A 23,473-nucleotide genomic window follows, 5' to 3' on the forward strand; every position below is an offset into this window, starting at 1 on the left:
AGCGGGTGAGGTGGAGGACGATGAGGGCCGAGGGTAGGCGCCGCCTGGCCGTGGTGCTGATCGGGACGCTCGCGGCGCTGCTCCTCCTGGCCGTCCGTGTCGCCTACCTGCAGCTCTGGCGCGGCTCGGAGCTGGCCAGACAGGCGCAGGAGACGCGCACCCACGACCTTCCCGTCGCCCCCAAACGCGGCGAGATCGTCGACACCCGCGGCCGTCCCCTGGCGGTGGACGTCACCGCCCAGACGGTGGTGGCCAACCCGGCCGAGATCACCGACCCGGCGGGGGAGGCGGCCAAGCTGGCACCCGTGCTGGACGTGCCCGAGCCGGTCATCCGCCAGATCCTCTCCACCCGCAGCTCGTACCAGTACGTGAAGAGGAAGGTGGACCCGAAGACCGCCCAGGCCGTCCGCGACCTCCACCTGCCCGGGATCTACCTGACCCAGGAGAGCTCCCGCTTCTACCCCGACGGCATCCTGGCCGCCAACGTCCTGGGTTTCACCGGCATCGACAACCAGGGGCTGGACGGCGTGGAGGCGGTCTACAACAAGGAGCTGCAGGGCAAGCCGGGAGCGATCCGCCTCCAGTTCGACGCCCGCTCGCAGCCGCTTCCCCAGGCGGGCGCCGTCTACAAGAAGCCGGAGGACGGCATGACCCTGGAGCTCACCATCGACCGGACCGTCCAGACCATCGTGGAGCAGGAGATCGAGCGCGTCTTCCAGCGCGTCCATCCGCTGGGAGCGTGGGCCCTGGTCATGGACCCCAACACCGGCGCCATCCTGGGCATGGCCCAGCGCCCCAGCCTCGACCCGAACCGCTGGCAGCAGCTCTCCGGCCAGGAGCTGCAGAGGCTCTCGCGCGACCTCCTCATCGACAACACCTACCCGCCGGGGTCGGTCTTCAAGCCGGTCACGGCCGCCATCGCCATCGAGACCGGCAAGGTGACCCCCGAGACGCCCTTCTACGACCCCGGCAGCGCCCGCATCCTGGGCCAGACCATCTCCAACTGGAACGGCGCCGGCCGGGGGGCGACCAATTTCGGCGAGGGCTTCCAGGACTCGGCCAACGTCGTCTTCGCCAAGACGGGGCTGATGATCGGCAAGAGCACCTTCTACGAGTACCTGAGGAAGTTCGGCTTCATGGGAACCACCGGCGTCGACCTCCCCGGCGAGGCGCTGAGCATCATGCCGCCGGAGTCGCGAGCCACCGACCTCGACCTGGCGCTGATGGCCTTCGGCCAGACCCTGACGGTGACGCCCATCGCCATGGCCCGGGCGATCGCCGCCATCGCCAACGGCGGCTACCTGGTGACGCCACACGTGGCCAAGGCGCTGCTCTCGCCCGACGGGCGGGTGGTCCGAACCTTCGAGTGGAAGCCCCAGGGCAGGGTGATCTCAGCCCAGACCGCGGCCACGGTCCGCTCCCTCATGGAGCGGGTGGTGCAGAACGGGACCGGCGTGGAGGGGCAGATCCCCGGCTACCGGGTCGGCGGCAAGACGGGCACCTCGCAGAAGGTGATCGGCGGCCGGGTGGTGCCTGGAAAGAATATCGCATCGTTCATCGGACTCGTCCCCATTGATCGCCCCCGGCTTTTGATCTACGTAATGGTGGATGAGCCGCAGGGGGTCCCGTACGGCGGCCAGGTGGCGGCACCGGTCTTCCACGATATCGCCGTGCAGGTGCTCAACGTCCTGCACATTCCCCCGGATGCCAAGGTGGGGAACGGCACCGCCCCCGGCGGACAGGAGCAGGACACGCTGGTACCCAACCTCGTCAACCTGGACCGCAAGACGGCCGAGGGGCTGGCACAGGAGAGCGGGGTCCAGCTCCGCTTCCTGGGCGGCGGGCCCCTGGTGCTTCGCCAGCTGCCGGCCAAGGGCGCGGTGGTGGTGCGCGGCAGCATCGTCTACGCGTACACCGACCCGGCCCCGGGAAGCCCGGCCGCCCAGGGCAAGGTGACCGTCCCCGACCTCCAAGGGCGGCTGCTGGGCGACGCCGCCGACCTTCTGGCCTCGGTGGGCCTCCGGATGGAGGCCGAGGGCGACGGGGTGGTCACCGGCCAGACACCCGCGGCGGGGAGCCTGGTGGACCCGGGGACCGTCGTCCGGCTGCGGTTGACGGCAGCGCCCCAGGAAGGTGTGACCGGACCTCCGTGATCCGGGCGCATCCCAAGATCTGGAGGGAACGTCTTGCGACTTTCGGAAGTGCTTGCCCTGTGCGAGGTGCGTGAGATCCGGGGGGACCCGGCCACCGAGGTGACGGGGGTGGCCTACGACTCTCGCCGCGTCGAGCCCGGCGACCTCTTCGTGGCCGTGCCCGGCTTCCGCACCAACGGCCACCTGTACGTGAAGGAGGCGGTGGCGCGAGGGGCGGCGGCGGTCCTGGCCGAACAGCCGGTGGAGACCGGGGGGCGCCCGGTGGCGCTGGTGGCGGACACCCGGCGCGCCCTGCCCCGGGTGGCCGCGCAGTTCTTCGGTCACCCTTCCAAGCAGCTCCGGGTGGTGGGGGTGACGGGGACCAACGGGAAGACCACCACCACCTTCCTGATTCACGCCATCCTGTCGCGCCGCCATCCCACCGGCCTGATCGGCACCGTGACCAACGTGGTGGGGGGGCGGCGCGTGCCGGTGGAGCACACGACGCCCGAAGGCCCCGACCTCCAGCGGATGATGCGGGCCATGTGCGACGCCGGCGACCGGGCGGTGGCCATGGAGGTCTCCTCCCATGCCCTCAGCTTGCACCGCGTGGACGCGGTGGAATTCGACGTGGGCGTCTTCACCAACCTCACGCAGGACCACCTGGACTTTCACGGCGACCTGGAGCACTACCTGGAGGCCAAGGCGCTCCTCTTCCGCTCGCTCGGTCGGAGCACCTGGGGCCCGCCCAAGCAGGGCCCCAAGGCGGCCGTCCTCAACGCCGACGATCCGGCCAGCCGGCGGATGCGGGAGGTGACGGCGGTTCCCGTGCTCACCTACGGGCTGGGCGAGGGCGCCGACTTGCGGGGCGAGGTCCGGCGCATGGAGAGCGGCTCCACGCGGGTGGCGGTCGAGGGAGCGTACGGAGGGGGCGAGTTGCTCCTGCCGCTGCCGGGCCGCTTCAACGTCTACAACGCCCTGGCCGCGCTCGGCGCGACGCTGGCGCTGGGGGTGCCGCTGGACGCAGGGCTGGAAGCGCTGGCCCAGGCCCCGGTCGTCCCCGGCCGGTTCGAACGCATCGAGGGCGAGCAGCCCTTCACCGTGGTGGTGGATTACGCCCATACGCCCGACGGCCTGGAGAACGTGCTCAAGACGGCCCGCGAGCTGACCCGGGGCCGGGTGATCGTCGTCTTCGGGGCGGGTGGCGACCGGGACCGCGGCAAGCGGCCGCTGATGGGTGCCGTGGCCGCCCGCTGGGCCGACCGCATCGTTCTCACCTCCGACAACCCGCGCGGCGAGGAGCCGGAGGCCATCCTGGACGACATCGAGCAGGGGCTGGCCGGGACGGGCGCCAGCTACACCCGCTGCGTCGACCGGCGGGAGGCGATCCGCGAGGCCATCGCCTCCGCCGCCCCCGGCGACCTGGTCCTGATCGCCGGCAAGGGGCACGAGACCTACCAGATCTTCCGCGAGCGGACCGTCCACTTCGACGACCGCGAGGAGGCCCGGGCGGCCCTGGACGACCTGGGCTTCGCGGTGGCGGGACCCCGGGGAGAGCGCCCGTGAGGTACGAGGCCGGCGAGTTGGCCCGGATCCTCCCCGGCTCGCGCCTCCTGGGCGACGGGCGTGCCGTCGCCACCGGGGTGGCGAGCGACAGCCGCGAGGTGGCGCCGGGGGATCTCTTCGTCGCCCTGCCCGGCAGCCGGGTCGATGGGCACCACTTCCTCGCCGCCGCCTGGGAGGCGGGGGCGACGGTGGCGCTGGTGCAGCGGGAACCGGCCGTGGTGCCGGCCGGGCGCGCGGTCCTCCGCGTCGCCGACACCCGGTGGGCGCTGGAGCGGCTGGCGCGGGAGCACCGGCGCCGATGGGGCGGCCGCGTGGTGGCGGTGACGGGGAGCGTGGGCAAGACCAGCACCCGCGACCTGGTGGCGGCGGTGCTGGCCAGCCGCTTCCGTGTCCTGCGCGCCGAGCGGAATTTCAACACCGAGGTGGGGGTGCCCCTGACGCTCCTCCGGCTCGCTCCGGAGCATGAGGTGGCGGTCCTGGAGCTGGCCATGCGGGCTCCGGGCGAGATCCGCACCCTGGCCCGCCTCGCGGAGCCGGAGACCGGCGTGGTCACCCGCATCGCACCGGTCCACCTGGAGTTCCTGGGCTCGCTGGAGGCCATCGCCCGGGCCAAGGGGGAGCTGGTGGAGGAGCTTCCGGCCTCCGGCCGGGCGGTCCTCTCCGCCGACGATCCGTGGCAGGCCGGCATGGCGGGGAGGAGCCGGGCTCCGGTCCTCTGGTACGGGGGCGGCGAGCGGGCGCAGGTGCGGTACGAGGCGGTGGAGGCAAGACCGGAGGGGAGCCGCTTCCGCCTCCGCCTGCCGGACGGCCGGAGCGTCGAGGCGGCGCTCCCGTTCCCGGGCGAGCACATGGTCTACGACGCCACGGCGGCGGCGGCGGTCGGCTTCCTCATGGGCGTGGAGCCGGAGGCGATCGCGGAGGGGCTGGCGCGCGCGGAGTTGACGGCCCATCGGGATCGCTGGGTGGATGCGGGTCCCTGGCGGATCCTCGACGACTGCTACAATGCCAGCCCCGCCTCGCTGGAGGCGGCGCTGGCCGTCCTCGCCGGCGCGCCGGGGCGGCGGGTGGCCGTTCTCGGCGAGATGCTGGAGCTGGGGCCGGAGTCGGAGCGGTACCACCGCGAGGCGGGTGCGAAGGCGGCGGCCAGTGGCGTCTCGCTGCTCATCGCCGTGGGGGCCGGGCCGGCTCTCCTGGCGCTGGCCGAGGCGGCGCGCCAGGCCGGCGTCCCCGAGGTCGTCGAGGCGGAGGACGCCGGGGCGGCTGCGGAGGCGGCCCTGAACCGGCTCCGGCCGGGCGACGTCGTCCTCGTCAAGGGGTCGCGCGCGCTGGGACTGGAGCGGGTCGTCGAGGCGCTGAGCCATGCTTGAGACATGGCAGCGCGGCTGGTGGCTCCCCCTGGCGGCGGCCGCCGCCTTCGGCCTGCTCGGAACGCTTCTCGTGACGCCACTCCTGCTCCCTCTTCTGCGCCGCTGGCACGTCGGCCAGGCGGTCCGCCCGGAGGGGCCGGCCACGCACCGGGTGAAGGCGGGGACGCCCACCATGGGCGGCCTCGCCTTTGTCCCGGTCACCGCGGCGGCCACCCTTCTCTGGGCACCGCCCAGCGCCCCCACGGCGGTGGCGCTGGCGCTCTTCCTGGGCCACGGAGCCCTGGGCTGGCTGGATGACCACCTGAAGGTGGTCCGCCACCGCTCGCTCGGTCTGGCCGCGCGGTACAAGCTCCTGGGCCAGACGATCCTGGCGCTTCTCCTGGTCTGGGCCGTCGGCCACGGGGAGCTGGGCAGCTGGGTCCAGATCCCCTTCACCAGCCAGCGCATCGATCTCGGCTGGGCCTACCCGGTCCTGGTCTGGCTGGTGGTGCTGGCGGCGAGCAACGCCGTCAACCTGACCGACGGCCTGGACGGTCTCCTCGGCGCGACCACGCTGCCGGTGGCGCTGGCATATGCATGGATCGCCATCGCCGCCGGCCAGGCCGGCCTGGCCGTCGGCATGAGCGCGCTCTTCGGGGCGCTCCTGGGCTTCCTCGTCTTCAACCGTCACCCGGCGCAGATCTTCATGGGCGACACCGGCTCCCTGGCGGTGGGCGGACTGCTGGCGGCGGTGGCCATCCTGACCAAGACCGAGCTGTATCTGGTCCTGATCGGTCTGGTCTATGTGCTGGAGGCGCTTTCGGTGATCGTCCAGGTGGCCAGTTTCCAGCTGACGGGTCGGCGAGTCCTGCGCATGAGCCCGCTCCACCACCATTTCGAGCTGGGCGGCATGAGCGAGGAAGGGGTGGTGGGCCGCTTCACCCTGCTCTCCCTGCTGGCGAGTGCGACGGGACTCCTCTCTCTCTGGATCTCGGGGGGCTGGTAGCGGTGAGGGAGCGCCGCCCGCCGGTGGACTTCGGAATCCTGGCGCCGGTCCTGCTGCTGCTGGCCGTCGGTCTGGTCATGGTGCTCAGCGCCAGCGGCCCCGAGGGCCTGGTGGTCTACGGCGACCCGTACTACTTTTTCAAGCGCCAGCTCGCCTGGGCGCTGATGGGCGGGCTGGGCATGTGGGTCGCCTCGCGGGTCGACTACGCGAACTGGCGGCGGTGGGCGGCGCCGCTGATGGCGGTCACCGTGGTGGCGCTGGTCCTGGTGTTGCTGCCCGGGGTGGGGGTCGAGTCGCACGGGGCCCGGCGCTGGCTCGGCTTCGGCGGCCTCAGCTTCCAGCCCTCGGAGATGTCGAAGCTGACGGCGGTGCTCTTCTTCGCCCACCTTCTCTCGCGTACCCCCGAGGGTGCCAAGGACATCCCCAGGGGCCTCCTGCCGGTGACTTTGGGCGTCGCCGTCCTGGGAGCCCTGATCATGCTGGAGCCCGACCTGGGGACCACGGTCACCATCGCCGGCACGGCCCTCATCCTTCTCTTCGTCGCAGGCATGCGCGTCTCGCACCTGGTGGGCGCCGGGCTGGCCGCGGTGCCGGCTCTGGCCTACCTGATCTTCGCCGAGGGTTACAGGCGGCAGCGCTTCTTCGCCTTTCTCAACCCCCAGGCCGATCCGCTGGGAGCGGGTTACCACATCACCCAGGGACTCTACGCGCTGGGCGAGGGTTCGCTCTTCGGCGCAGGCCTGGGCAACAGCCTGCAGAAATACTTCTACGTGCCCGAGCGGCACACCGACTTCATCTTCACCATCCTGGCCAACGAGCTGGGCTTCGTGGGCGCGCTGGCCGTCATCGTGCTCTTCGCGGTCCTGGGCTGGCGGGGCTTCCGGGTCGCCCTGCGGGCGCCGGACAGCCTGGGCGCGCTGCTGGCCGCGGGGGTGACGGCGGCGATCCTGGTGCAGGCGGTGGTCAACATCGGCGTGGTCAGCTCGGTCCTGCCCATCACGGGCATCCCGCTGCCCTTCGTCAGCTTCGGCGGCTCGAGCCTCGTCTTCAGCCTCACCTCGGTGGGGGTTCTGCTCAATGTCTCGCGCTACGCCAGGCTCTGAGCCGGGCGCGCCGGCGCGCCCGGCCTGGAGAGGCGGGGTGCGGCGCCCGCGCAAGGTGCTGATCAGCGGCGGCGGAACGGGGGGCCACATCTACCCGGCGCTGGCCATCGCCCGGGAGCTGGAGCGGGCGGTCCCGCAGGAGCTGGCGGCCCCCGTGGAGATCGTCTACGTCGGCGTGGCCGGCGGGATGGAGGAGCGCCTGGCCAAGCAGGCCGGGTACCGCTTCCTCGCGGTGGAGGCGGGCGGGCTGGTGGGGAAACGGCCGCTGGAGCTCCTGAGGAACGGGGCGCGGATGGGGATCGGACTCTTCCAGGCGGCGGCGCTCCTCCGCCGGGAGAAGCCGGACCTGGTGGTGGGCACGGGCGGGTATGCCGCCGCGCCGCTCCTGGTCGCGGCCGTCCTGCTGCGCGTGCCGGCGGTCATCCAGGAGCAGAATGCCGTCCCCGGCAGGGTCAACCAGATGCTGGCGCCCTGGGTGCGCGAGGTCTACCTGGCCTATCCGGAGGCGGCCCGCCGCCTGCGGGGACGGAGTCTGGTGACGGGCAACCCGATCCGCGCGGAGGTGGTGGAGGCCCGGCGGGAGGAGGCCCGCCGCCGCCTGGGGCTGCCCGCCGGCGACGCGCTGGTCCTCTGTACCATGGGCAGCCGGGGCTCCGCCGCGGTCAACCGGGTGCTGGCCGACCTGACCGCGGAATGGGCGCGCCGCCCGCCGGGGAGGCCGCCGGCCTTCCTGCTGCTCGCCACGGGACGCGCCCACCACCGGGACTTCCTGGCGCGGCTCGGCCGCGCCGGCGTGCCCGAGGAAGGGCCGCACCACCGGGTCCTCGCCTACATCGACGAGATGCCGCAGGCGCTGGCGGCCGCCGACCTCGCGGTGGCGCGCGCGGGGGCCATCAGCCTGGCCGAGCTGACCGCCCGCGGCCTGCCCGCGGTGCTGGTCCCCTCGCCGCATGTCGCCTACGACCACCAGCATGCCAATGCCGCCGCGCTGGCGCGCCAGGGCGCGGCGGTGGTCCTGGAGGAAGCCGAGCTCACCCCCGAGCGCCTCCGCTCGCTTCTGGAGCGCCTGCTCGGGGACCGCGAGGAGCTGGCGCGGATGGCGGCCGCCAGCCGGAGCCTCGGTCGCCCGGAGGCGGCGCGGGCGGTGGCGGAACGGCTCCTGCGCCTCCTTCGCTAGGCCTGGCCGGCCCGGCCCCGGCCGGCTCCCGGTCGTCTCCCGGTCGGCGGGACCGGCAGGGGTGCTGGCGCATACTTCGGAAGGAGAGCGGCGGTGCGGACGAGCCCGATCGCCCTACGGCGCATCGACGGAGAAGGGACGCAGATGGACGGCAACCGGGCAGCAGACGGGCAGTGGCATCTGATGGGTGCCGGGGGAAGCGGCATGGTCGGGCTGGCCCTCCTTCTGGAGTCTGCGGGCGAGAGCGTCACGGGCTGTGACGCCCACGAGTCGGAGGCCCTGGAGGAACTGGCCCGGCACGGGATCGAGATGGCTTGCGGGCATCGGCCGGAACACCTGTCCGACTGCCGCCGACTCGTGGTCTCGAGGGCGATCCACCCCCGGAACCCGGAGGTGGTCGAGGCGCTGCGTCGCGGTCTCACCGTGGAGTACCGCGGCGAGCGACTGGCGGCGCTCTTCAACCGGCGGCGGGGGATCGCCGTCGCCGGCAGCCACGGCAAGTCGACGACCGCCGGATGGATCGGCTGGTGCCTCCGCGAGGCGGGGCTGGAACCCACCGTCTATCTGGGCGCGCGCCTGAGCGGGCTGGGGACGCCGGTGCTGGTCGGCGGCGGGGACCTCTTCGTCGCCGAGAGCGACGAGAGCGACGCCAGCTTCGAACTGCTCCACCCCTGGCTGGCCGTGGTCACCAACGTGGACGACGACCACCTGGAGCGCTACGGGAGCATGGAACGGATGGTGGAGGGCTTCCGCCGCTTCGTGGACGGCGTGAGGCCCGGCGGGTACGCCCTCCTGGCCGCCGAGGATCCGCTCCTGGGCGGGATCCGCTCCCGGACGCGGATCGTCACGTACGGACTGGGAACGGGCGAACTGCGCGCCGGGGAGGTCCGCTCCAGCCTGGAGGGCGAGAACTTCCGCGTCCGCTGGCGCGGCCGGGACCTGGGTCTCTGGCAGATCCGCCTGCACGGCCTGCACAACGTCCGGAACGCGCTGGCGGTGATCGGAACGCTCGCCCTCCTCGGCCTCGACGTCGAGGAGAGCCGCCGGCTGCTGCAGGCCTACCGCGGGGTGGCACGCCGCCTCGAGCACGTCGGCGAGGCGGCCGGGCGCCACCTCCTGGACGACTTCGGCCATCACCCCGCCGAAGTCGAGGCGACCCTCCGCGCCGCCAGGAAGCTGGCGGGCGGCGGTCGCCTCCTGGTCATCTTCCAACCCCACCGCTACACCCGCACCCGCCGCCTGGCGGAAGCCTTCGGGCCGGCGCTTGCCCTGGCCGACCAGGTCTGGGTGATGCCCGTCTACGCCGCAGGCGAGGAGCCCCTGCCCGGGGCCGATCCGGCCCGCATCGTGGAGGCCGTGCGGCGGGCGGGGGGCCGGGCCGAGCTGGCCGCCTCCGGCGAGGAGGCCGCGGCCGCGGCGGCCGGCCGGAGTTCGGCGGGTGATCTCATCCTCACCCTGGGGGCAGGCGACGTGTATACTGTCGGACCGGAAGTCCTGCGGCAGCTGAACGGGGAGAGGGCGGTTGGAACCGGCGGCGGCACCCTTCGCAGAAGCGATCCGTAGGATAGGCGGGATCCGAGTGGCGGCCGGAGAGCCGCTGGCGCGTCATACGACGCTGCGGATCGGCGGTCCCGCCGATTTCTTTGTGGAACCGGAGACGGAGACAGGGTTGCGAGCCCTTCTTTCTCTATGCGCGGAGAGCGGTGTCGATGTCCACTTCCTGGGGCAGGGGTCGAACGTCCTGGTGCCGGACGAGGGCGTGCGCGGGGTGGTGCTGACCACGCGCCGGCTCTTCGACCGCTGTCGCTTCCAGGGGCGCGAGGTGACCGTGGGCTCGGGCTTCGCCCTCGGTCGCCTGGTCCAGCTCTCGCTGGAGCAGGGCCTGGGGGGACTGGAGCCGCTGGCCGGGATCCCGGGCACGGTGGGCGGTGCCGTCTACATGAACGCGGGCACGCCCGCGGGGAGCATCGGCGACAGGCTGGTCTGGGCGCGGCTGATCGGCCCTTCGGGAGAGGAGCGGCGGCTTGCGCGGGAGGAGATGGGCTTCGGCTACAGGACGTCGCGCCTGCAGAGCGAGCCGGGCTGGCTGGTGGCCGAGGTCCGGCTCGAGCTGGACGAGGCGCCGCGGGTGAACGCCGAGATCCTGCGGGCGGCCGCCCGCAGGCGCCGGCAGACGCAGCCGCTCGCCTACCCCAACGCAGGCAGTATCTTTCGCAATCCCCCCGGGGATTACGCAGGCCGCCTGATCGAGGCGGTGGGGGCGAAGGGGCTGGCGGTGGGCGGGGCGGAGATCTCGACCCTGCACGCCAACTTCATCGTCAACACCGGCGGGGCGACGGCCGCCGACGTCATAGAGCTGATGCGGATCGCGCGGAGGCTGGTGCGCCAGCGATTCGGCCTCACCCTCGTCCCGGAGATCCGGCTCTTCGGCGTGCCGGCGGGAACGCTGGAGCGATGGCTGGACGAGGGTGGAGGTGAAGCCGTTGGCACGCTTCCGCATTGAAGGGGGGCACCCGCTGGTGGGCGAGCTGCCCATCCGTGGGGCCAAGAACGCCGCCCTGCCGGTCCTGGCGGCCACGGTGCTGGCGCCGGAGCGAAGCCTGGTCGTCGACGTCCCGGAGCTGCGGGACATCCATGTCATGGTGGAGATCCTGAAGGCGCTGGGCGCGCGGATCGAGGTCGGAGAGGTGGACGGGGTCCGCTCGCTGGCCGTGGAGCTGGCGGAGGTGTCGGACTGGGAGCTGCCGGAAGGCCTGACGCGGAAGATGCGCTCCTCGATCTTCCTGGCGGGGCCCCTGCTGGCCCGGTGCGGCCGCGTCCGCTTCTCCTACCCGGGGGGCTGCGCCATCGGACCGCGCCCCATCAACTACCACCTGCAGGCGCTCAGGGCGATGGGCGCCCAGGTGGTGGAGCAGGGCGGCTACGTGGAGGTCACGGCCGAGCGCCTGCACGGGGCCGAGATCCACTTCGACCAGCCGAGCGTGGGAGCGACGGAGAACGCGCTGATGGCGGCCACGCTGGCCGAGGGGGAGACGCGCCTCTACAACGTGGCCAAGGAGCCGGAGATCCAGGATCTGGCCGGCTTCCTGACCGCCATGGGGGCGGAGATCGAGGGCGCCGGCAGCGACGTGATCACCGTCCGGGGCGTGCGCGAGCTGCACGGCGCGACGCACCAGGTGATCCCCGACCGGATCGAGGCGGGCACCTTCCTGGTGGGTGCCGCCATCACCCGCGGGGACGTGCTCCTGACCGGCGCCCGTGCCGACCACTTGGCGGCCGCCCTGGCCAAGCTGAACGAGGCGGGCGCCCGGGTGGAGAGCGGCCCGGGCTGGATCCGCTGCCGCGGCCCGCGCCGGCCGCAGGCGCTCGATCTCCGGACCGCGCCCTACCCGGGCTTTCCCACGGACCTGCAGAGCCCTTTCCTCGTCATGGCGACGGTGGCCGACGGAACCAGCGTCATCACCGAGTCCATCTTCGAGAACCGCTTCAAGGTGGCGGAGGAGCTGAGACGGATGGGCGCCGACATCACCGTCGACGGGCGCGTGGCGGTGGTGCGGGGAGTGCCCGAGCTCTCCGGCGCCGAGGTGGAGGCGATGGACGACCTGCGCGGCGGCGCCTCGCTGGTCCTGGCCGGGCTGGCGGCGCAGGGGACGACGTGGGTGACCGGCATCGAGCACGTGGAGCGCGGCTACGAGCGGATGGACGAGAGGCTGCGCCGGCTGGGGGCGGTGGTGGAGCGGGTGGACTAGGAGGCGACGGGGCGGCCACCTGGGGTGCGGGCGGCGGAGGAAGCGCGATGGTAGTAGAATCAAGCCGGTCGCCCGATGGCTTCAGGAGGGAGGAGCGTTGCCCGCTGCACGGCTCCATCGCCACCCGTGGTCCGTGGCAAGGGAGGGTTGGCGGTCTCGCGTACCGGCCAAGGTGCGCCTTCGCGCCCGGGCCCTCCCGCGCCCCGAGCAGGTGGGGACCATCCTGGTGCCGGTCCTCTGCCCGCTGGGCGACACGCTCTTCGCCACGCCGGCTCTCCGCGCCCTTCGCCGGCGTTTCCCCGGCGCGCAGGTGACCGTCCTCGCCTGGTCGTCCAATGCCGAACTGCTGGCCGGGAACCCGGCCGTCGACCGCCTCTGGGAGGCGGAGGGCCCGATCGAGCTGCCCCGCTGGCTGGTCACCTGCCAGGAGGCCCGCTTCGACCTGGCGGTCGGCCTCTCCAACGTGGGCAGCTGGCTCGCCGCCTTCAGCGGGGCCCGCTGGCGGACGGGCTTCGCCTCGCAGAGCCTGGGGCTCCTGTACAACGTCCCGGTGCCCGACCGGCGCGACCTCCACGCCGTCGACTACGCGCTCCGCGTGGCGGCCGCCCTGGGTGCCGAGCCGCCGAGGGATCCGGCGCCCGAGGTCTACCCGTCGCCCGCCGAGCGGCGCTGGGCACGGCGGTTCGAGCGCCGCTTCCGCCTGCCGGGCCGTCCCCTGGTGGCGATCCACCCGGGGGGACGCTTCTTTCCGCAGAAGAGGTGGCCGGCCACCTACTTCGCCCGCCTGGCCTCCGAGCTGGAGAGGCGACGGGGGGCGCGCCTGCTGGTGGTGGGCGGCCCCGACGACGCCGAGGCCGGCGAAGCCATCCTGGACGCCCTTGCCGAACGCGGGAACGGCAGGAACCTGGCCGGCCGGATCGGGCTCCGGCGGACGGCCGCCCTGCTGGCCCGTGCCGACCTCTTCGTGGGCAACGACTCGGCCCCGCTCCACCTGGCCTGGGCGATGGGGACGCCCACGCTCGCGCTCTTCGGCCCCACCGACCCGCGCAACTTCGCGCCGCGCGGGGAGCGCCACCGGCTGCTGCAGGTGCCGATGAGCTGCGGCCCCTGCGTCCACTGGATGGGCGGTACCCTGGAGTACCTGGCGGCGCGCCGCTACCAGGAAGATGCGCCGGCGGAGTGCATGCTCCGCCTCACCCCGGAGAGGGTGCTGGCGGAGGCGGAGCGGCAGCTGGACCGCTGGGGGCGGAGAGGATGAGCGGCATGCGCGTGGCCATGTTCACGGACAGCTACACGCCGTACGTGAGCGGTGTGGTCCGCTCCATCCTGCTGCTCAAGCGCGAGCTGGAACGGATGGGCCACGAGGTGACGGTCTTCGCCCCCGACTATCCCGGCGTCTCGCCGGAGGAAGACCGCGCCCAGCGGGTGATCCGCCTCCCCTCGCTGCCCGCCCCGACCCAGCCGGACTTCCACGTGGCCATCCCCTGGGCGCCCGGCATCATGCGCCGCATGCGCCGGCTGGAGCTGGAGGTGGTCCACAGCCACACCCCCTTCGTCATGGGGGGCGTGGCCGCAGCGGCGGCGCGACGCTTCCGCCTGCCGCTGGTCTTCACGTACCACACGCGCTACGACCTCTACACGCACTACGCGCCCATCGACGTCCCGCTCACCCGCCGGGTGGTGGCCGAGTGGGCCACCTTCTACGCCAACTCGGCCGACCAGGTGATCGCGCCCTCCCCCTCGCTGGCCCGCTGGCTGGCCGAGCAGGGGGTGGGATCGCCGGTCCGCACCATCCCCAGCGGCATCGACCTGGAGGCGCTCCGCGCGGGCGATCCGGAATGGCTTCCCGGGCGGATCGGCATCGCCCCGGGCACGCCCATCGTCCTCTACGCGGGGCGACTGGGGGCGGAGAAGAACCTCGACCTTCTCTTCCGCGCCTTCGCCGGCCTGGCGGAGGTGCGGCCGCAGGCGCACCTGGCCCTGGCGGGCGACGGCACCGAGCGCCGGCGCTTGGAGCGGTGGGCGGAGCAGCCCCCGCTGGCGGGGCGGGTCCACTTCCTCGGGACGCTGCCGCCGGAGGAGCTGCGCCACGCCTACCACGGCGCCACCTGTTTCGCCTTTCCCTCCCTCACGGAGACGCAGGGGCTGGTGCTGGCCGAGGCCATGGGCGCCGGGCTCCCGCCCGTGGCGGTGGACGCGCCGGCCAGCCGGGACACCATCCGGGACGGCGTCGACGGCCTGCTGGTGCCTGCGTCGGAGGAAGCGATGAAGGCGGCGCTGCTGCGCCTCCTCGACGATCCGCGGCTCCGCGCCCTCCTGGCCAGCGAGGCGCGCGCCCGCGCCGAACGCTTCTCCATCCGCCGGACGGCCTCGCTGGTCCTGGCCACCTACGAGGCAGCCCTGGCCGCCGTGCTCAAGCCGTGAGCGCCCGCGCCCTGCGCCGCGGCCTTCTCCTCTCCCTCGGCCTCAGCATCGCCGGGGTGGTGCTCCTCCTCGTGGTGGGTGGCGGCCGGCGGGCGCTGGAAGCGCTCTTCTACGTGGAGCCGGCCTGGTACCTGGCGGCCGTGGCGCTCATCTTCCTCGCCTGGGGGCTCCGCACCTGGCGGATCACCGTCCTGGCCCGGGCGCTGGGCCATCCCATGCCGGTCGGTCGCTCATGGACCTTCTACCTGGCGAGCGTCTTCGTCTCCCACGTCACCCCCAGCAGCTCGGGCGGGCTGCCGGCCCTCCTGGCGCTGATCATCCGGGACGGGATGCCGGCCGGCCGCGCCTCCGCCCTGGTCTTCCTGGAGTCGACGCTGACCGCGCTCGTCTTCGCGGTGGCCGCGCCGCTCCTGATCCTGGTCGGCCCCGTGGCGCACCTCGCCCCCGACCTGCGCGCCGGCCTGGAGACGCTGGTCACCGCCTTCATCGGCGTGGCGCTGCTGCTCCTCGCCCTCCTCCTCTGGCCCGCGGCCCTGGGCGGCGCCTTCCTCCGGCTGGTCGTCAACCGGCCGCTCCTCCGCCTCCTGGGGCGCGAGCGGGGCGCCCGCTGGAACCGGGGGGTGCGCCGGGAGGTCCGGCGCTTCACCGTGGCCATGCGCTGGATGCTCGTGCGCCGCTGGCCGGCCCTCCTGGTCACGGTCCTGCTCAGCCTGCTCTACTGGGCGGTCTACCTGGCCATCCTTCCGGCGCTGATGGCAGGGCTGGGTGTAAGATTCACCTGGTATGCGCCCTTGGCGGTCCAGCTCCTGTTCAACCTGGTCCAGCCCGCGATTCCGACGCCGGGAGGAAGTGGTGGCGCGGAGATCCTCTTCGCCTACCTCCTCCGGGGGCTGGTTCCGGCGGAGCTGGTCAGCCCGCTGGTGCTCCTCTGGCGATCGGTCACCTTTTACCTGAGCGTGGCGGTGGGCGGCGGCGCAGCCATCCTGACGCTGCGGCCGTTCTTCTCGGGGCGCCGGCTGGCCGGCCACCGGGTGCGCTGAGGCCGGGGGCCGGCCAGGCGCGGGCGGCGACCGCGGAGACGCGGAGAGGGGAAGAACCGCTTTGTCGAAGACGGAACGCCTGGAAGAAGCGCTCCGCGCCTGGCGCGGCTGCCGGGTGGCGGTGCTGGGCGACCTGATCGCCGACCACTACGTCGCCGGCGAGGTCCGCCGCATCTCCCGCGAGGCGCCGGTGATGATCGTCGAGGAGCAGCAGGAATGGTACCAGCCGGGCGGGGCGGCCAACGCCGCCCAGGGCGCCCGTGCGCTGGGCGCCTCGGTCACCGTGCTGGGCATGGTGGGCGCCGACGAGGCCGGCCGCCGGCTGCTGGACGGCCTGGCCAGCCAGGGCATCGACACCCATTCCATCCTGGTCGAGAGCGACCGCCCCACGGCGGTGAAGACCCGGTTCCTGGCGGGGGGCCCGCAGGCGCTCCGCCAGCAGGTGCTGCGCGTCGACCGGACGCCCCCCATCCCCCCCGAGGAGGTCATCCACCCGCTGATCGAGCGGCTGGAGCGCCTTCTGGAGGGGATGGACGCCGTCCTCCTCTCCGACTATGGGCACGGGCTCCTGACGCCCGCCCTGATCGAGCGCGTGCGGGAGGTGAGCCGGCGGCGGCAGATCCCGGTCACCGTCGACTCCCGCTACCGGCTGGGCGAGTTCCGCGGGCTGACGGCGGCCACGCCCAACCTGCCGGAGGCGGAGGCGATCCTGGGGCGACCGCTGCCCGAACAGGCGGCGGTGGAGGAGGCGGGACGCTCCCTCCGCCGGGCGCTCGATCTGGAGACGCTGCTCATCACCCAGGGGGACCGGGGCATGACGGTCTTCACGCCCGCCGCGGTCCGCCACATCCCCGCCCTGGAGGTGGCCGAGGTCTTCGACGTCACAGGGGCGGGCGACACGGTGATCGCCACCTTCACGCTGGGCCTGGCGGCCGGGCTCGACCCGCTGGAGGCGGCCGAGGTGGCCAACGTGGCCGCCGGCCTGGTGGTGCGGAAGCTGGGCGCGGCCACGGTCGGCCCCGACGAGCTGCGGGAGGGATGGCGCGCATGGCTGACGCCGACGGGGAGCGGCGTCCTCCGGAGTTGAGACCGGACGGGTCCGCTCGGCCGGGCAAGCAGGCATACGTCGAGAGCATCTTTGACCGGATCGCCCCGCACTACGACCGGATGAACCGGCTGATGACCATGGGCGTCTGGAGCTACTGGCAGAGGAGCTTTCGCCGCCTCGCCGGAATCCGCCCGGGGGACCGCGTCCTGGACGTGGGATGCGGCACCGCCGAGCTCTCCTTCCTGGCGGCCCGGGAGGCGGGGCCTGGGGGGCGCGTCACCGGCGTCGATATCGCCGAGGGGATGCTGCAGATCTGCCGGCAGAAGCTGCTCGACCACCCCATGGCCGACCGGCTGGAGTTCCTGCGCGCCGACGCCCAGGCGCTCCCCTTCCCCGACGCCAGCTTCGACGTGGTCGTCTCCGGCTTCATGCTGCGAAACGTCGCCTCCCTGGACCGCGCCCTGGTGGAGATGGTCCGCGTGCTCCGACCCGGGGGTCGCCTCGCCGTCATGGAGCTGACCCACCCGCCTTCGCGCTGGGTGGCCGCCCCCTACCTGGCCTACTTCCGCCATGTGGTCCCCTGGCTCGGACGCTGGGCGGCTCGCGAGGGCGACCCGCTCCCTCCGTACGCCTGGCTGCCGGAGTCGCTCAGGGAGATCCCGTCCGCCCCGGAGCTGGCGCAGCGGATGGAGCGGGCCGGTCTCAACCGGGTCGCCTACCGCTACCTGACCGCCGGCATCGTGGCCATCCACACCGGCCTCAAACCCGGCCGCAGCGAGCGATAGAGGGCTCCCGCCCGCCGGCTGGCCCCGTCCCGCTCCGCCCGGCGACGGCCTTCGTCAGGAGCGGTCAACGGCTACAATGGGGATCAGGAACTGTGATCAAGGTCGAAACGAATCGGGGGCGATGGCCGCTCGAGATGTCCGTCATCGTCGTGGGTCTCAACCACAAGACGGCCAAGTTGGCGCTGAGGGAGCGCGCCTCCTGGCCGGAGGGCGAGATCCCCTCCGCCTTGCGCAGGCTGGTGACCCTCCCAGGGGTCCAGGAGGCGGCCATCCTGGCGACCTGCAACCGCGTCGAGGTCTACGCCGCCGTGGAGAGCCCGGCGCGCGACGCGCAGCGGATCCGGGAGTGGTGGGGCGAAGGCAGGGGGCTCGGCCCCCATCTGGAAGAGTCGGGATACCTTTACGTCGACGGCGAGGCCGCCGGCCACCTCTTCGCCGTGGCCGCCGGCCTCGACTCGCTCGTGCTCGGCGAGACGCAGATCCTGGGCCAGGTCCGCCATGCCTACCGGGTGGCCCAGCTGGCCGGGACGCTGGGGAAGAACCTGTACGAGCTCTTCGACCGTGCGCTGACGGCCGCCAAGCGCGTCCACACCGAGACCGCGCTCAGCCGGAGGCCGGCCAGCGTCCCCCACGCGGCGGTCGAGCTGATCCGGCGCATCTTCCCCGACCTGGAGCGGCGGTCGGTCCTGGTGGTGGGCGCGGGTCGGACGGCGGCGCTGGCGGCACGGCAGCTGGCAGCCGGCCACCCGGGGCGCTGGGTGATCGCCAACCGGACCCGGGCCCACGCGCTTCCGCTGGCGGAGGAGCTGGGCGCGGAGCTGGCCGGGCTGGAGGCCCTGGAGTCGCTCCTGGGCGAGGTGGACGTCGTCCTCACCGCCACCAGCTCGCCGCACCTGCTGGTCACCCGGGAGATGGTGGCGCGGGCGACGGAGAGGCGGGAGCACCCCCTCTTCCTGGTGGACATCGCGGTGCCGCGGAACGTCGACCCCCAGGTCCGCTCGCTCGAAGGGGTCTACCTCTACGTGATCGACGACCTCCAGGTGCTGGTGGCCCGGGAGCTGGAGGCCAAGGCGAGGGAGGCCGCCCGCGCCCGGGCCATCCTGGGCGAAGAGGTGGACGCCTTCCGGGAGTGGCAGGCGTCGCAGAGCGTGATCCCCCTGGTTCGCGCCCTGGTGGAGAAGGCGGAGGAGATCCGCAGGGCGGAGATGGAGAAGACGCTCCACCGGCTGCCCGGCCTGGGGGAGAGGGAGCGCCAGGCGCTGGACCAGCTGACGGCCAGCATCGTCCACAAGCTTCTGCACGACCCCATCGAGCAGCTGAAGGAAGGGGCGTTGCGCCCCGAGGGCGGCGATCTGGCGGAGATCTTCGGGAGGCTCTTCCGCCTGGCGCCGGAGCCGCAGGCCGGCGGGCCCGGGGCGGAGGCGGGAAGCGCGCGGGAGCCGGCGGCGGCCGCCTCCGGCGGGACCGCCCTCCGCGGCGTGGAGCGCCGGGCCCCATGAAGATCCGGATCGGGACGCGGGGTTCGCGCCTGGCGCTCTCCCAGGCCGCCTCCGTGCGGCAGGCGCTCCTGGCCCTGCTCCCGGAGGAGGACGAGGTCGAGCTGGTGCCCATCGTCACCAAGGGCGACCGGCGGCAGGACGTCTCCCTCGCCCGCCTGCGCGGGCGCGGCGTCTTCGTCAAGGAAGTGGAGCAGGCGCTCCTGGAGGGGCGCGTCCAGATGGCGGTCCACAGCGCCAAAGACCTCACCTCCCGGACCCCGGAGGGCCTCCGCCTGGGCGCCTTCCCGCCCCGCCAGGATCCGCGCGACGCGCTGCTGAGGCCGCGGGGGCGGCCCCCGGCCCGCCTGGAGGAGCTCCCCCGCGGGGCCCGCGTGGCCACGGGGAGCATCCGGCGCCAGGCGCAGCTCCGCTTCCTGCGGCCCGACCTGGAGCTGGTCGACCTGCGCGGCAACGTGGAGACACGGCTGAAGCGCCTGGACGCGGGGGAGTTCGACGCCCTCGTCCTGGCGGTGGCCGGGCTGGCGCGGCTGGGCGTGGCCGACCGGGCCTGGACGGTGCTGGAGCCGGATGTGCTGTTGCCCGCGGTGGGTCAGGGGGCGCTGGCGGTGGAGATCCGGGACGAACCGGGTCCCGTCGCCGAGTGGGCGGGTCGCCTGGACGACCCGGAGACCGCCGTCTGCGTCGGCGTCGAACGCGAGTTCCTGGCTACTTTCGGCGGCGGCTGCGAGGTGCCGCTGGCGGCGCTCGCGCGGCTCTCCCCGGGGGGCAGCCATGTCTCCCTGGTCGCCCGGGCGCTCGACCCGGCGGGAGGAAGCCAGCTGGAGGAGCGGGCGACCGCGCCCCGCGAGGAGTGGCGGGGGCTGGGGCGGCAGGTGGCCGAGCGCCTGATCGGGCGGGGCGCGCTGGAGCTGGTGGGGCGCCGTGACCGGCGAGCCTGAGGGGAGCGGGGCGCGGGCGGCGGCGCCTGCGCGCCGGGTGGCGCTGGTGGCGCTGGAGGACGACCGCCGGCTCGCCCGGCTCGTGGAGGCGCGCGGCGGCGAGGCGGTGGTGCTCCCCCTCCTGCGCGTCGAGCTGGCGCCGGCCGGGTCGGCGGAGGCGATGGAGGCGGCGCTGGAACGGCTCCGTCCCGGCGACTGGGTCGCCCTGACCAGCGCCCGCACCCTCCGCGCGCTGGCCGAGCTGGGCGGCCGCCTGGGGTGGAAGGGTCTGGACGAAGCCTTCCGCGGGCGCGCCCTCCGCGTGGCCGCGGTCGGTGGGGCGACGGCGCGGGCGGCGGAGGAGGCGGGTCTCCCGGTGGAGCTGCGGGGGGGCGGCGGCGACCTGGAGCTGGCGGAGAGGCTGGCGGCCGCGGGTGCCCGGCGGGTCCTGCTTCCCCGCTCCGGGGCGGCGGGCGAGGGCTTCCCCCAGAGGCTCCGCGAGCTGGGCGTCGAGCCCCTGGCGGTGACGGTCTACGAGAACGTCCTGGCGGGGGAGAGGCTGCCCGAGGCGGCGACGCTTCTGCGGGAGCGGCGGCCGGAGGCGGCCCTTCTGACCAGCGGCTCCACCGCGCTGGCGCTGGCCGAGGCGCTGCGGGCGGCCCGCCTGGCGCCGCCGCCGGTCGGGGTGATCGGCGCGTCGACGCGGCGCGCGGCCGAGGAGGCGGGGCTGCCGGTCGCCTTCATGGCCGCGCGCCCGTCGCTGGAGGAGCTGGTGGAGGCACTGGACCGCTTCCTGGCGGGGCGCGAGTGAAGGAGGAGGGACGATGGCGACGAGTCGACAGGCCCAGGTGGCCGCCTTTCCCGCGGTGCGCATGCGCAGGTTGCGCGAGAACCCGGTGATCCGGGAGATGGTGCGCGAGACGCGCCTCTCGCCGCGGGAGTTGATCCAGCCCTTCTTCGTCCGGGAGGGGAAGGGCGAGCGGGAACCGGTCCCGGCCATGCCGGGGGTGGAGCGGCTGAGCATCGACCAGCTGCTGGTGGAGGCGCGGCGGAGCTACGAGGCGGGCGTGCCGGCCGTCCTCCTCTTCGGCATCCCCGGGGTCAAGGACGAGACGGGCTCGGGGGCCTACGCCCGGGAGGGGATCGTGCAGCGCGCCGTGCGCGAGCTGAAGTCGGCGCTGCCCGAGCTGGTGGTGATCACCGACGTCTGCCTCTGCGAGTACACCTCGCACGGGCACTGCGGGCTGATCATCAACGGGCGCGTGGCCAACGACCCGACGCTGGAGCTGCTGGCCGAGACCGCCGTCTCCCACGCCGAGGCCGGCGCCGACATCGTGGCGCCCTCGGACATGATGGACGGCCGCATCGCCGCCATCCGGCACGCGCTGGACGAGGCCGGGTACACGGAGACGCTGGTCCTCTCCTACGCGGCCAAGTTCGCCAGCACCTTCTACGGGCCGTTCCGCGAGGCCGCCGGCTCGGCGCCCGCCTTCGGCGACCGGCGGAGCTACCAGATGGACCCGGCCGACGGCGACCAGGCGCTCCGCGAGGTGGCGCTGGACGTGGAGGAGGGCGCGGACATGATCATGGTCAAGCCGGCGCTCCCCTACCTGGACGTGATCCGCCGCGTGCGGGAGCGCTTCCTCCTGCCGCTGGTCGCCTACCAGGTCTCCGGCGAGTACGCCATGATCCGCTTCGCGGCGCAGGCGGGCGCGCTGGACGAGGAGGCGGCCGTCCTGGAGTCGCTCACCGCCATCCGGCGCGCCGGGGCGCAGATGATCATCACCTACTTCGCCACCGACGTGGCCAGGCGCCTGGGCGCCTGACCGCCTCCGGCGCCTGTCGCGCGCGTCAACCCGCGAGGCCGCCGCATCCCGCCGGATGCGGCGGCTTTCCTGCCAAGGAGCAGGAGTGACGCCGCGTCGACCCGTACAATGGAGGTGACGCATCCGTAAAATCCGCATTCGCGCGAAGGAAGGGAGGAGCGCCGATGGCCATCCGGCAGCAGGCGCCCGGGCAGGGGCCGCAGGCGGAGAGCCGGCCGGAAGCGGAGGGCGGGCTGCGGAAGCCGCGCTTCCTGACCCGTTCCGAGATGGAGGTGCCGGCCTTCGTCCGGCCGGAGCAGCTGGCGGAGGAGGGCTTCGACTACGAGCGGGACCTGGGCGACCCGGGCGAGTACCCCTTCACCCGGGGGATCCACCCCACCATGTACCGCGGCCGCCTCTGGACCATGCGCGAGTTCGCCGGCTTCGGCGACGCGGCGGCCACCAACCGGCGCTTCCACTACCTGCTGGAGCAGGGACAGACCGGTCTGAGCGTCGCCTTCGACTTCCCCACGCTCCTGGGCTACGACTCGGACGCTCCCGTGGCCGAGGGCGAGGTGGGCCGCATGGGCGTGGCCGTGGACACGCTGGCCGACATGGAGCGCCTCTTCGAGGGCATCCCGCTCGACCGGGTCTCCACCTCCATGACCATCAACGGCCCGGCCATGATCCTCTTCGCCATGTACCTGGCGCTGGCCAGGAAGCGGGGGATCCCCTTCGACCGGCTGAACGGGACGATCCAGAACGACATCCTCAAGGAGTACACCGCGCAGAAGACCTATATCTTCCCGATCCGGCCGTCGCTGAAGATCATCACCGACATCATGGCCTACGCCTCGGAAGAGGTGCCGCGGTGGAACACCATTTCCATCTCCGGCTACCACATCCGCGAGGCGGGGGCCACCGCCGTACAGGAGCTGGCCTTCACCCTGGCCGACGGCTTCACCTACGTGGAGGAAGGGATCAAGGCCGGCCTGGACGTCGACCGCTTCGCGCCACGCCTCTCCTTCTTCTGGGACATCCACCTCAACTTCTTCGAGGAGATCGCCAAGATCCGCGCCGCCCGCCGCATCTGGGCGCGGGAGATGCGCGAGCGCTTCGGCGCCAGGAACCCGCGCTCCTGGACGATGCGCTTCCACAGCCAGACGGCGGGCGTCTCGCTCACCGCCCAGCAGCCCGAGGTGAACATCGTCCGCACCGCCTTCGAGGCGCTGGCGGCCGTGCTGGCGGGTACGCAGTCGCTCCACACCAACTCCTTCGACGAGGCGCTGGCGCTGCCCACGGAGGAGGCGGTCCGGCTGGCGCTGCGGACGCAGCAGGTGATCGCCGAGGAGATCGGCGTGGCCGATACCGTCGACCCGCTGGCCGGCTCCTACTACGTGGAGTGGCTGACCCGCCGGATGGAGCGGGCCGCCTACGACTACTTCCGCCGGATCGAGGAGGCGGGCGGCGTCGTGGCCGGGATCGAGAACGGGTTCTTCCAGCGGGAGATCGCCGACGCCGCCTACCGCCAGCAGCTCCGCCTCCAGTCCGGCGAAGAGGTGCTGATCGGCGTCAACAAGTACGTGCTGGACGAGGAGCAGCCCCCGCGCATCCTGCGCATCGACCCGGCCGTGGAGCGGGAGCAGGTGGAACGCCTCCGCCGCATCCGCTCCGAACGGGACCCGCAGGCGGTGGCCCAGGCGCTGGAGCGCCTGGAGCGGACCGCCCGCGAGGGAGGGAACCTGATGCCGGCGCTGGTGGACGCCGCCTCGGTCTACGCCAGCGAGGGCGAGATGGCCGACGCGCTGCGCTCGGTCTACGGCGTCTACCACGAGGAGCCGCTCTTCTGAACGTCCCGGAACGAATCTCGCCGGCC

The 23,473-nt window shown here is 73.4% G+C and carries 19 protein-coding genes; all 19 read left to right on the forward strand.

All coding sequences use genetic code 11. From position 1 onward, the window contains the following. Positions 1 to 20 precede the first annotated feature (20 nt). The 19 genes from QJR14_00285 (at position 21) to QJR14_00375 (ending at position 23,447) form a co-directional block, all read left to right on the forward strand. Entirely contained in the window at positions 21 to 2,153 is a 2,133-nt protein-coding gene (locus QJR14_00285) for a penicillin-binding transpeptidase domain-containing protein (GenBank protein ID MDI3316066.1), read from the forward strand. Positions 2,154 to 2,186: 33 nt separating this feature from the next. Beyond that, positions 2,187 to 3,698: a UDP-N-acetylmuramoyl-L-alanyl-D-glutamate--2,6-diaminopimelate ligase gene (locus tag QJR14_00290; GenBank protein ID MDI3316067.1), complete on the forward strand. Its 1,512-nt coding sequence runs from the start codon at positions 2,187 to 2,189 to the stop codon at positions 3,696 to 3,698. Next, complete coding sequence (gene murF, locus QJR14_00295; protein MDI3316068.1) at positions 3,695 to 5,065, forward strand: UDP-N-acetylmuramoyl-tripeptide--D-alanyl-D-alanine ligase; 1,371 nt, start codon at positions 3,695 to 3,697, stop codon at positions 5,063 to 5,065. Before QJR14_00290 ends, murF begins: the two co-directional genes overlap by 4 nt. Beyond that, on the forward strand, positions 5,058 to 6,050 hold the full coding sequence (mraY, locus tag QJR14_00300; GenBank protein ID MDI3316069.1) for a phospho-N-acetylmuramoyl-pentapeptide-transferase: 993 nt from the start codon (positions 5,058 to 5,060) through the stop codon (positions 6,048 to 6,050). Before murF ends, mraY begins: the two co-directional genes overlap by 8 nt. A 23-nt stretch (positions 6,051 to 6,073) precedes the next feature. After that, entirely contained in the window at positions 6,074 to 7,153 is a 1,080-nt protein-coding gene (ftsW, locus tag QJR14_00305) for a putative lipid II flippase FtsW (protein MDI3316070.1), read from the forward strand. A gap of 37 nt (positions 7,154 to 7,190) precedes the next feature. Then, entirely contained in the window at positions 7,191 to 8,330 is a 1,140-nt protein-coding gene (gene murG, locus QJR14_00310; protein MDI3316071.1) for an undecaprenyldiphospho-muramoylpentapeptide beta-N-acetylglucosaminyltransferase, read from the forward strand. A 93-nt stretch (positions 8,331 to 8,423) separates the two neighbouring features. Continuing rightward, on the forward strand, positions 8,424 to 9,893 hold the full coding sequence (murC, locus tag QJR14_00315; GenBank protein ID MDI3316072.1) for a UDP-N-acetylmuramate--L-alanine ligase: 1,470 nt from the start codon (positions 8,424 to 8,426) through the stop codon (positions 9,891 to 9,893). A 16-nt stretch (positions 9,894 to 9,909) separates the two neighbouring features. Beyond that, the gene (murB, locus tag QJR14_00320; GenBank protein MDI3316073.1) at positions 9,910 to 10,833 is read left to right on the forward strand and encodes a UDP-N-acetylmuramate dehydrogenase; all 924 of its coding nucleotides are present in this window, start codon (positions 9,910 to 9,912) and stop codon (positions 10,831 to 10,833) included. Beyond that, entirely contained in the window at positions 10,814 to 12,079 is a 1,266-nt protein-coding gene (gene murA / locus QJR14_00325) for a UDP-N-acetylglucosamine 1-carboxyvinyltransferase (protein ID MDI3316074.1), read from the forward strand. The genes murB and murA overlap by 20 nt, the downstream gene beginning before the upstream one ends. Before the next feature lie 211 nt (positions 12,080 to 12,290). After that, on the forward strand, positions 12,291 to 13,337 hold the full coding sequence (locus QJR14_00330; protein ID MDI3316075.1) for a glycosyltransferase family 9 protein: 1,047 nt from the start codon (positions 12,291 to 12,293) through the stop codon (positions 13,335 to 13,337). Then, entirely contained in the window at positions 13,334 to 14,503 is a 1,170-nt protein-coding gene (locus QJR14_00335) for a glycosyltransferase (protein MDI3316076.1), read from the forward strand. The genes QJR14_00330 and QJR14_00335 overlap by 4 nt, the downstream gene beginning before the upstream one ends. Then, positions 14,500 to 15,543, forward strand: coding sequence for a lysylphosphatidylglycerol synthase transmembrane domain-containing protein (locus QJR14_00340; protein MDI3316077.1), 1,044 nt, complete (start codon positions 14,500 to 14,502; stop codon positions 15,541 to 15,543). The genes QJR14_00335 and QJR14_00340 overlap by 4 nt, the downstream gene beginning before the upstream one ends. Positions 15,544 to 15,604: 61 nt before the next feature. Beyond that, positions 15,605 to 16,630 (forward strand): PfkB family carbohydrate kinase, encoded by a 1,026-nt coding sequence (locus tag QJR14_00345; GenBank protein ID MDI3316078.1) that lies wholly within the window; start codon positions 15,605 to 15,607, stop codon positions 16,628 to 16,630. Next, positions 16,627 to 17,376, forward strand: coding sequence for a class I SAM-dependent methyltransferase (locus QJR14_00350; protein MDI3316079.1), 750 nt, complete (start codon positions 16,627 to 16,629; stop codon positions 17,374 to 17,376). The genes QJR14_00345 and QJR14_00350 overlap by 4 nt, the downstream gene beginning before the upstream one ends. 134 nt (positions 17,377 to 17,510) lie before the next feature. Beyond that, positions 17,511 to 18,875: a glutamyl-tRNA reductase gene (gene hemA, locus QJR14_00355; protein MDI3316080.1), complete on the forward strand. Its 1,365-nt coding sequence runs from the start codon at positions 17,511 to 17,513 to the stop codon at positions 18,873 to 18,875. Continuing rightward, the gene (hemC, locus tag QJR14_00360) at positions 18,872 to 19,813 is read left to right on the forward strand and encodes a hydroxymethylbilane synthase (GenBank protein MDI3316081.1); all 942 of its coding nucleotides are present in this window, start codon (positions 18,872 to 18,874) and stop codon (positions 19,811 to 19,813) included. Before hemA ends, hemC begins: the two co-directional genes overlap by 4 nt. Then, positions 19,797 to 20,603, forward strand: coding sequence for a uroporphyrinogen-III synthase (locus tag QJR14_00365; protein MDI3316082.1), 807 nt, complete (start codon positions 19,797 to 19,799; stop codon positions 20,601 to 20,603). Before hemC ends, QJR14_00365 begins: the two co-directional genes overlap by 17 nt. A gap of 13 nt (positions 20,604 to 20,616) precedes the next feature. Next, entirely contained in the window at positions 20,617 to 21,618 is a 1,002-nt protein-coding gene (gene hemB / locus QJR14_00370; protein ID MDI3316083.1) for a porphobilinogen synthase, read from the forward strand. A 164-nt stretch (positions 21,619 to 21,782) separates the two neighbouring features. Continuing rightward, positions 21,783 to 23,447, forward strand: coding sequence for a methylmalonyl-CoA mutase family protein (locus QJR14_00375; GenBank protein ID MDI3316084.1), 1,665 nt, complete (start codon positions 21,783 to 21,785; stop codon positions 23,445 to 23,447). Positions 23,448 to 23,473: the final 26 nt, after the last annotated feature.

The organism is Bacillota bacterium (genome assembly GCA_029961055.1).
Lineage (GTDB): Bacteria > Bacillota > Sulfobacillia > JAIMAT01 > JAIMAT01 > JAIMAT01.

Bases quoted from the DNA above. Each gene is read 5' to 3' on its own strand.
- QJR14_00285 (MDI3316066.1), top strand. From the start codon at position 21: ATGAGGGCCGAGGGTAGGCGCCGCCTGGCCGTGGTGCTGATCGGGACG.
- mraY (MDI3316069.1), top strand. From the start codon at position 5,058: ATGCTTGAGACATGGCAGCGCGGCTGGTGGCTCCCCCTGGCGGCGGCC.
- QJR14_00335 (MDI3316076.1), top strand. From the start codon at position 13,334: ATGAGCGGCATGCGCGTGGCCATGTTCACGGACAGCTACACGCCGTAC.
- hemA (MDI3316080.1), top strand. From the start codon at position 17,511: ATGTCCGTCATCGTCGTGGGTCTCAACCACAAGACGGCCAAGTTGGCG.
- hemC (MDI3316081.1), top strand. From the start codon at position 18,872: ATGAAGATCCGGATCGGGACGCGGGGTTCGCGCCTGGCGCTCTCCCAG.
- hemB (MDI3316083.1), top strand. From the start codon at position 20,617: ATGGCGACGAGTCGACAGGCCCAGGTGGCCGCCTTTCCCGCGGTGCGC.
- QJR14_00375 (MDI3316084.1), top strand. From the start codon at position 21,783: ATGGCCATCCGGCAGCAGGCGCCCGGGCAGGGGCCGCAGGCGGAGAGC.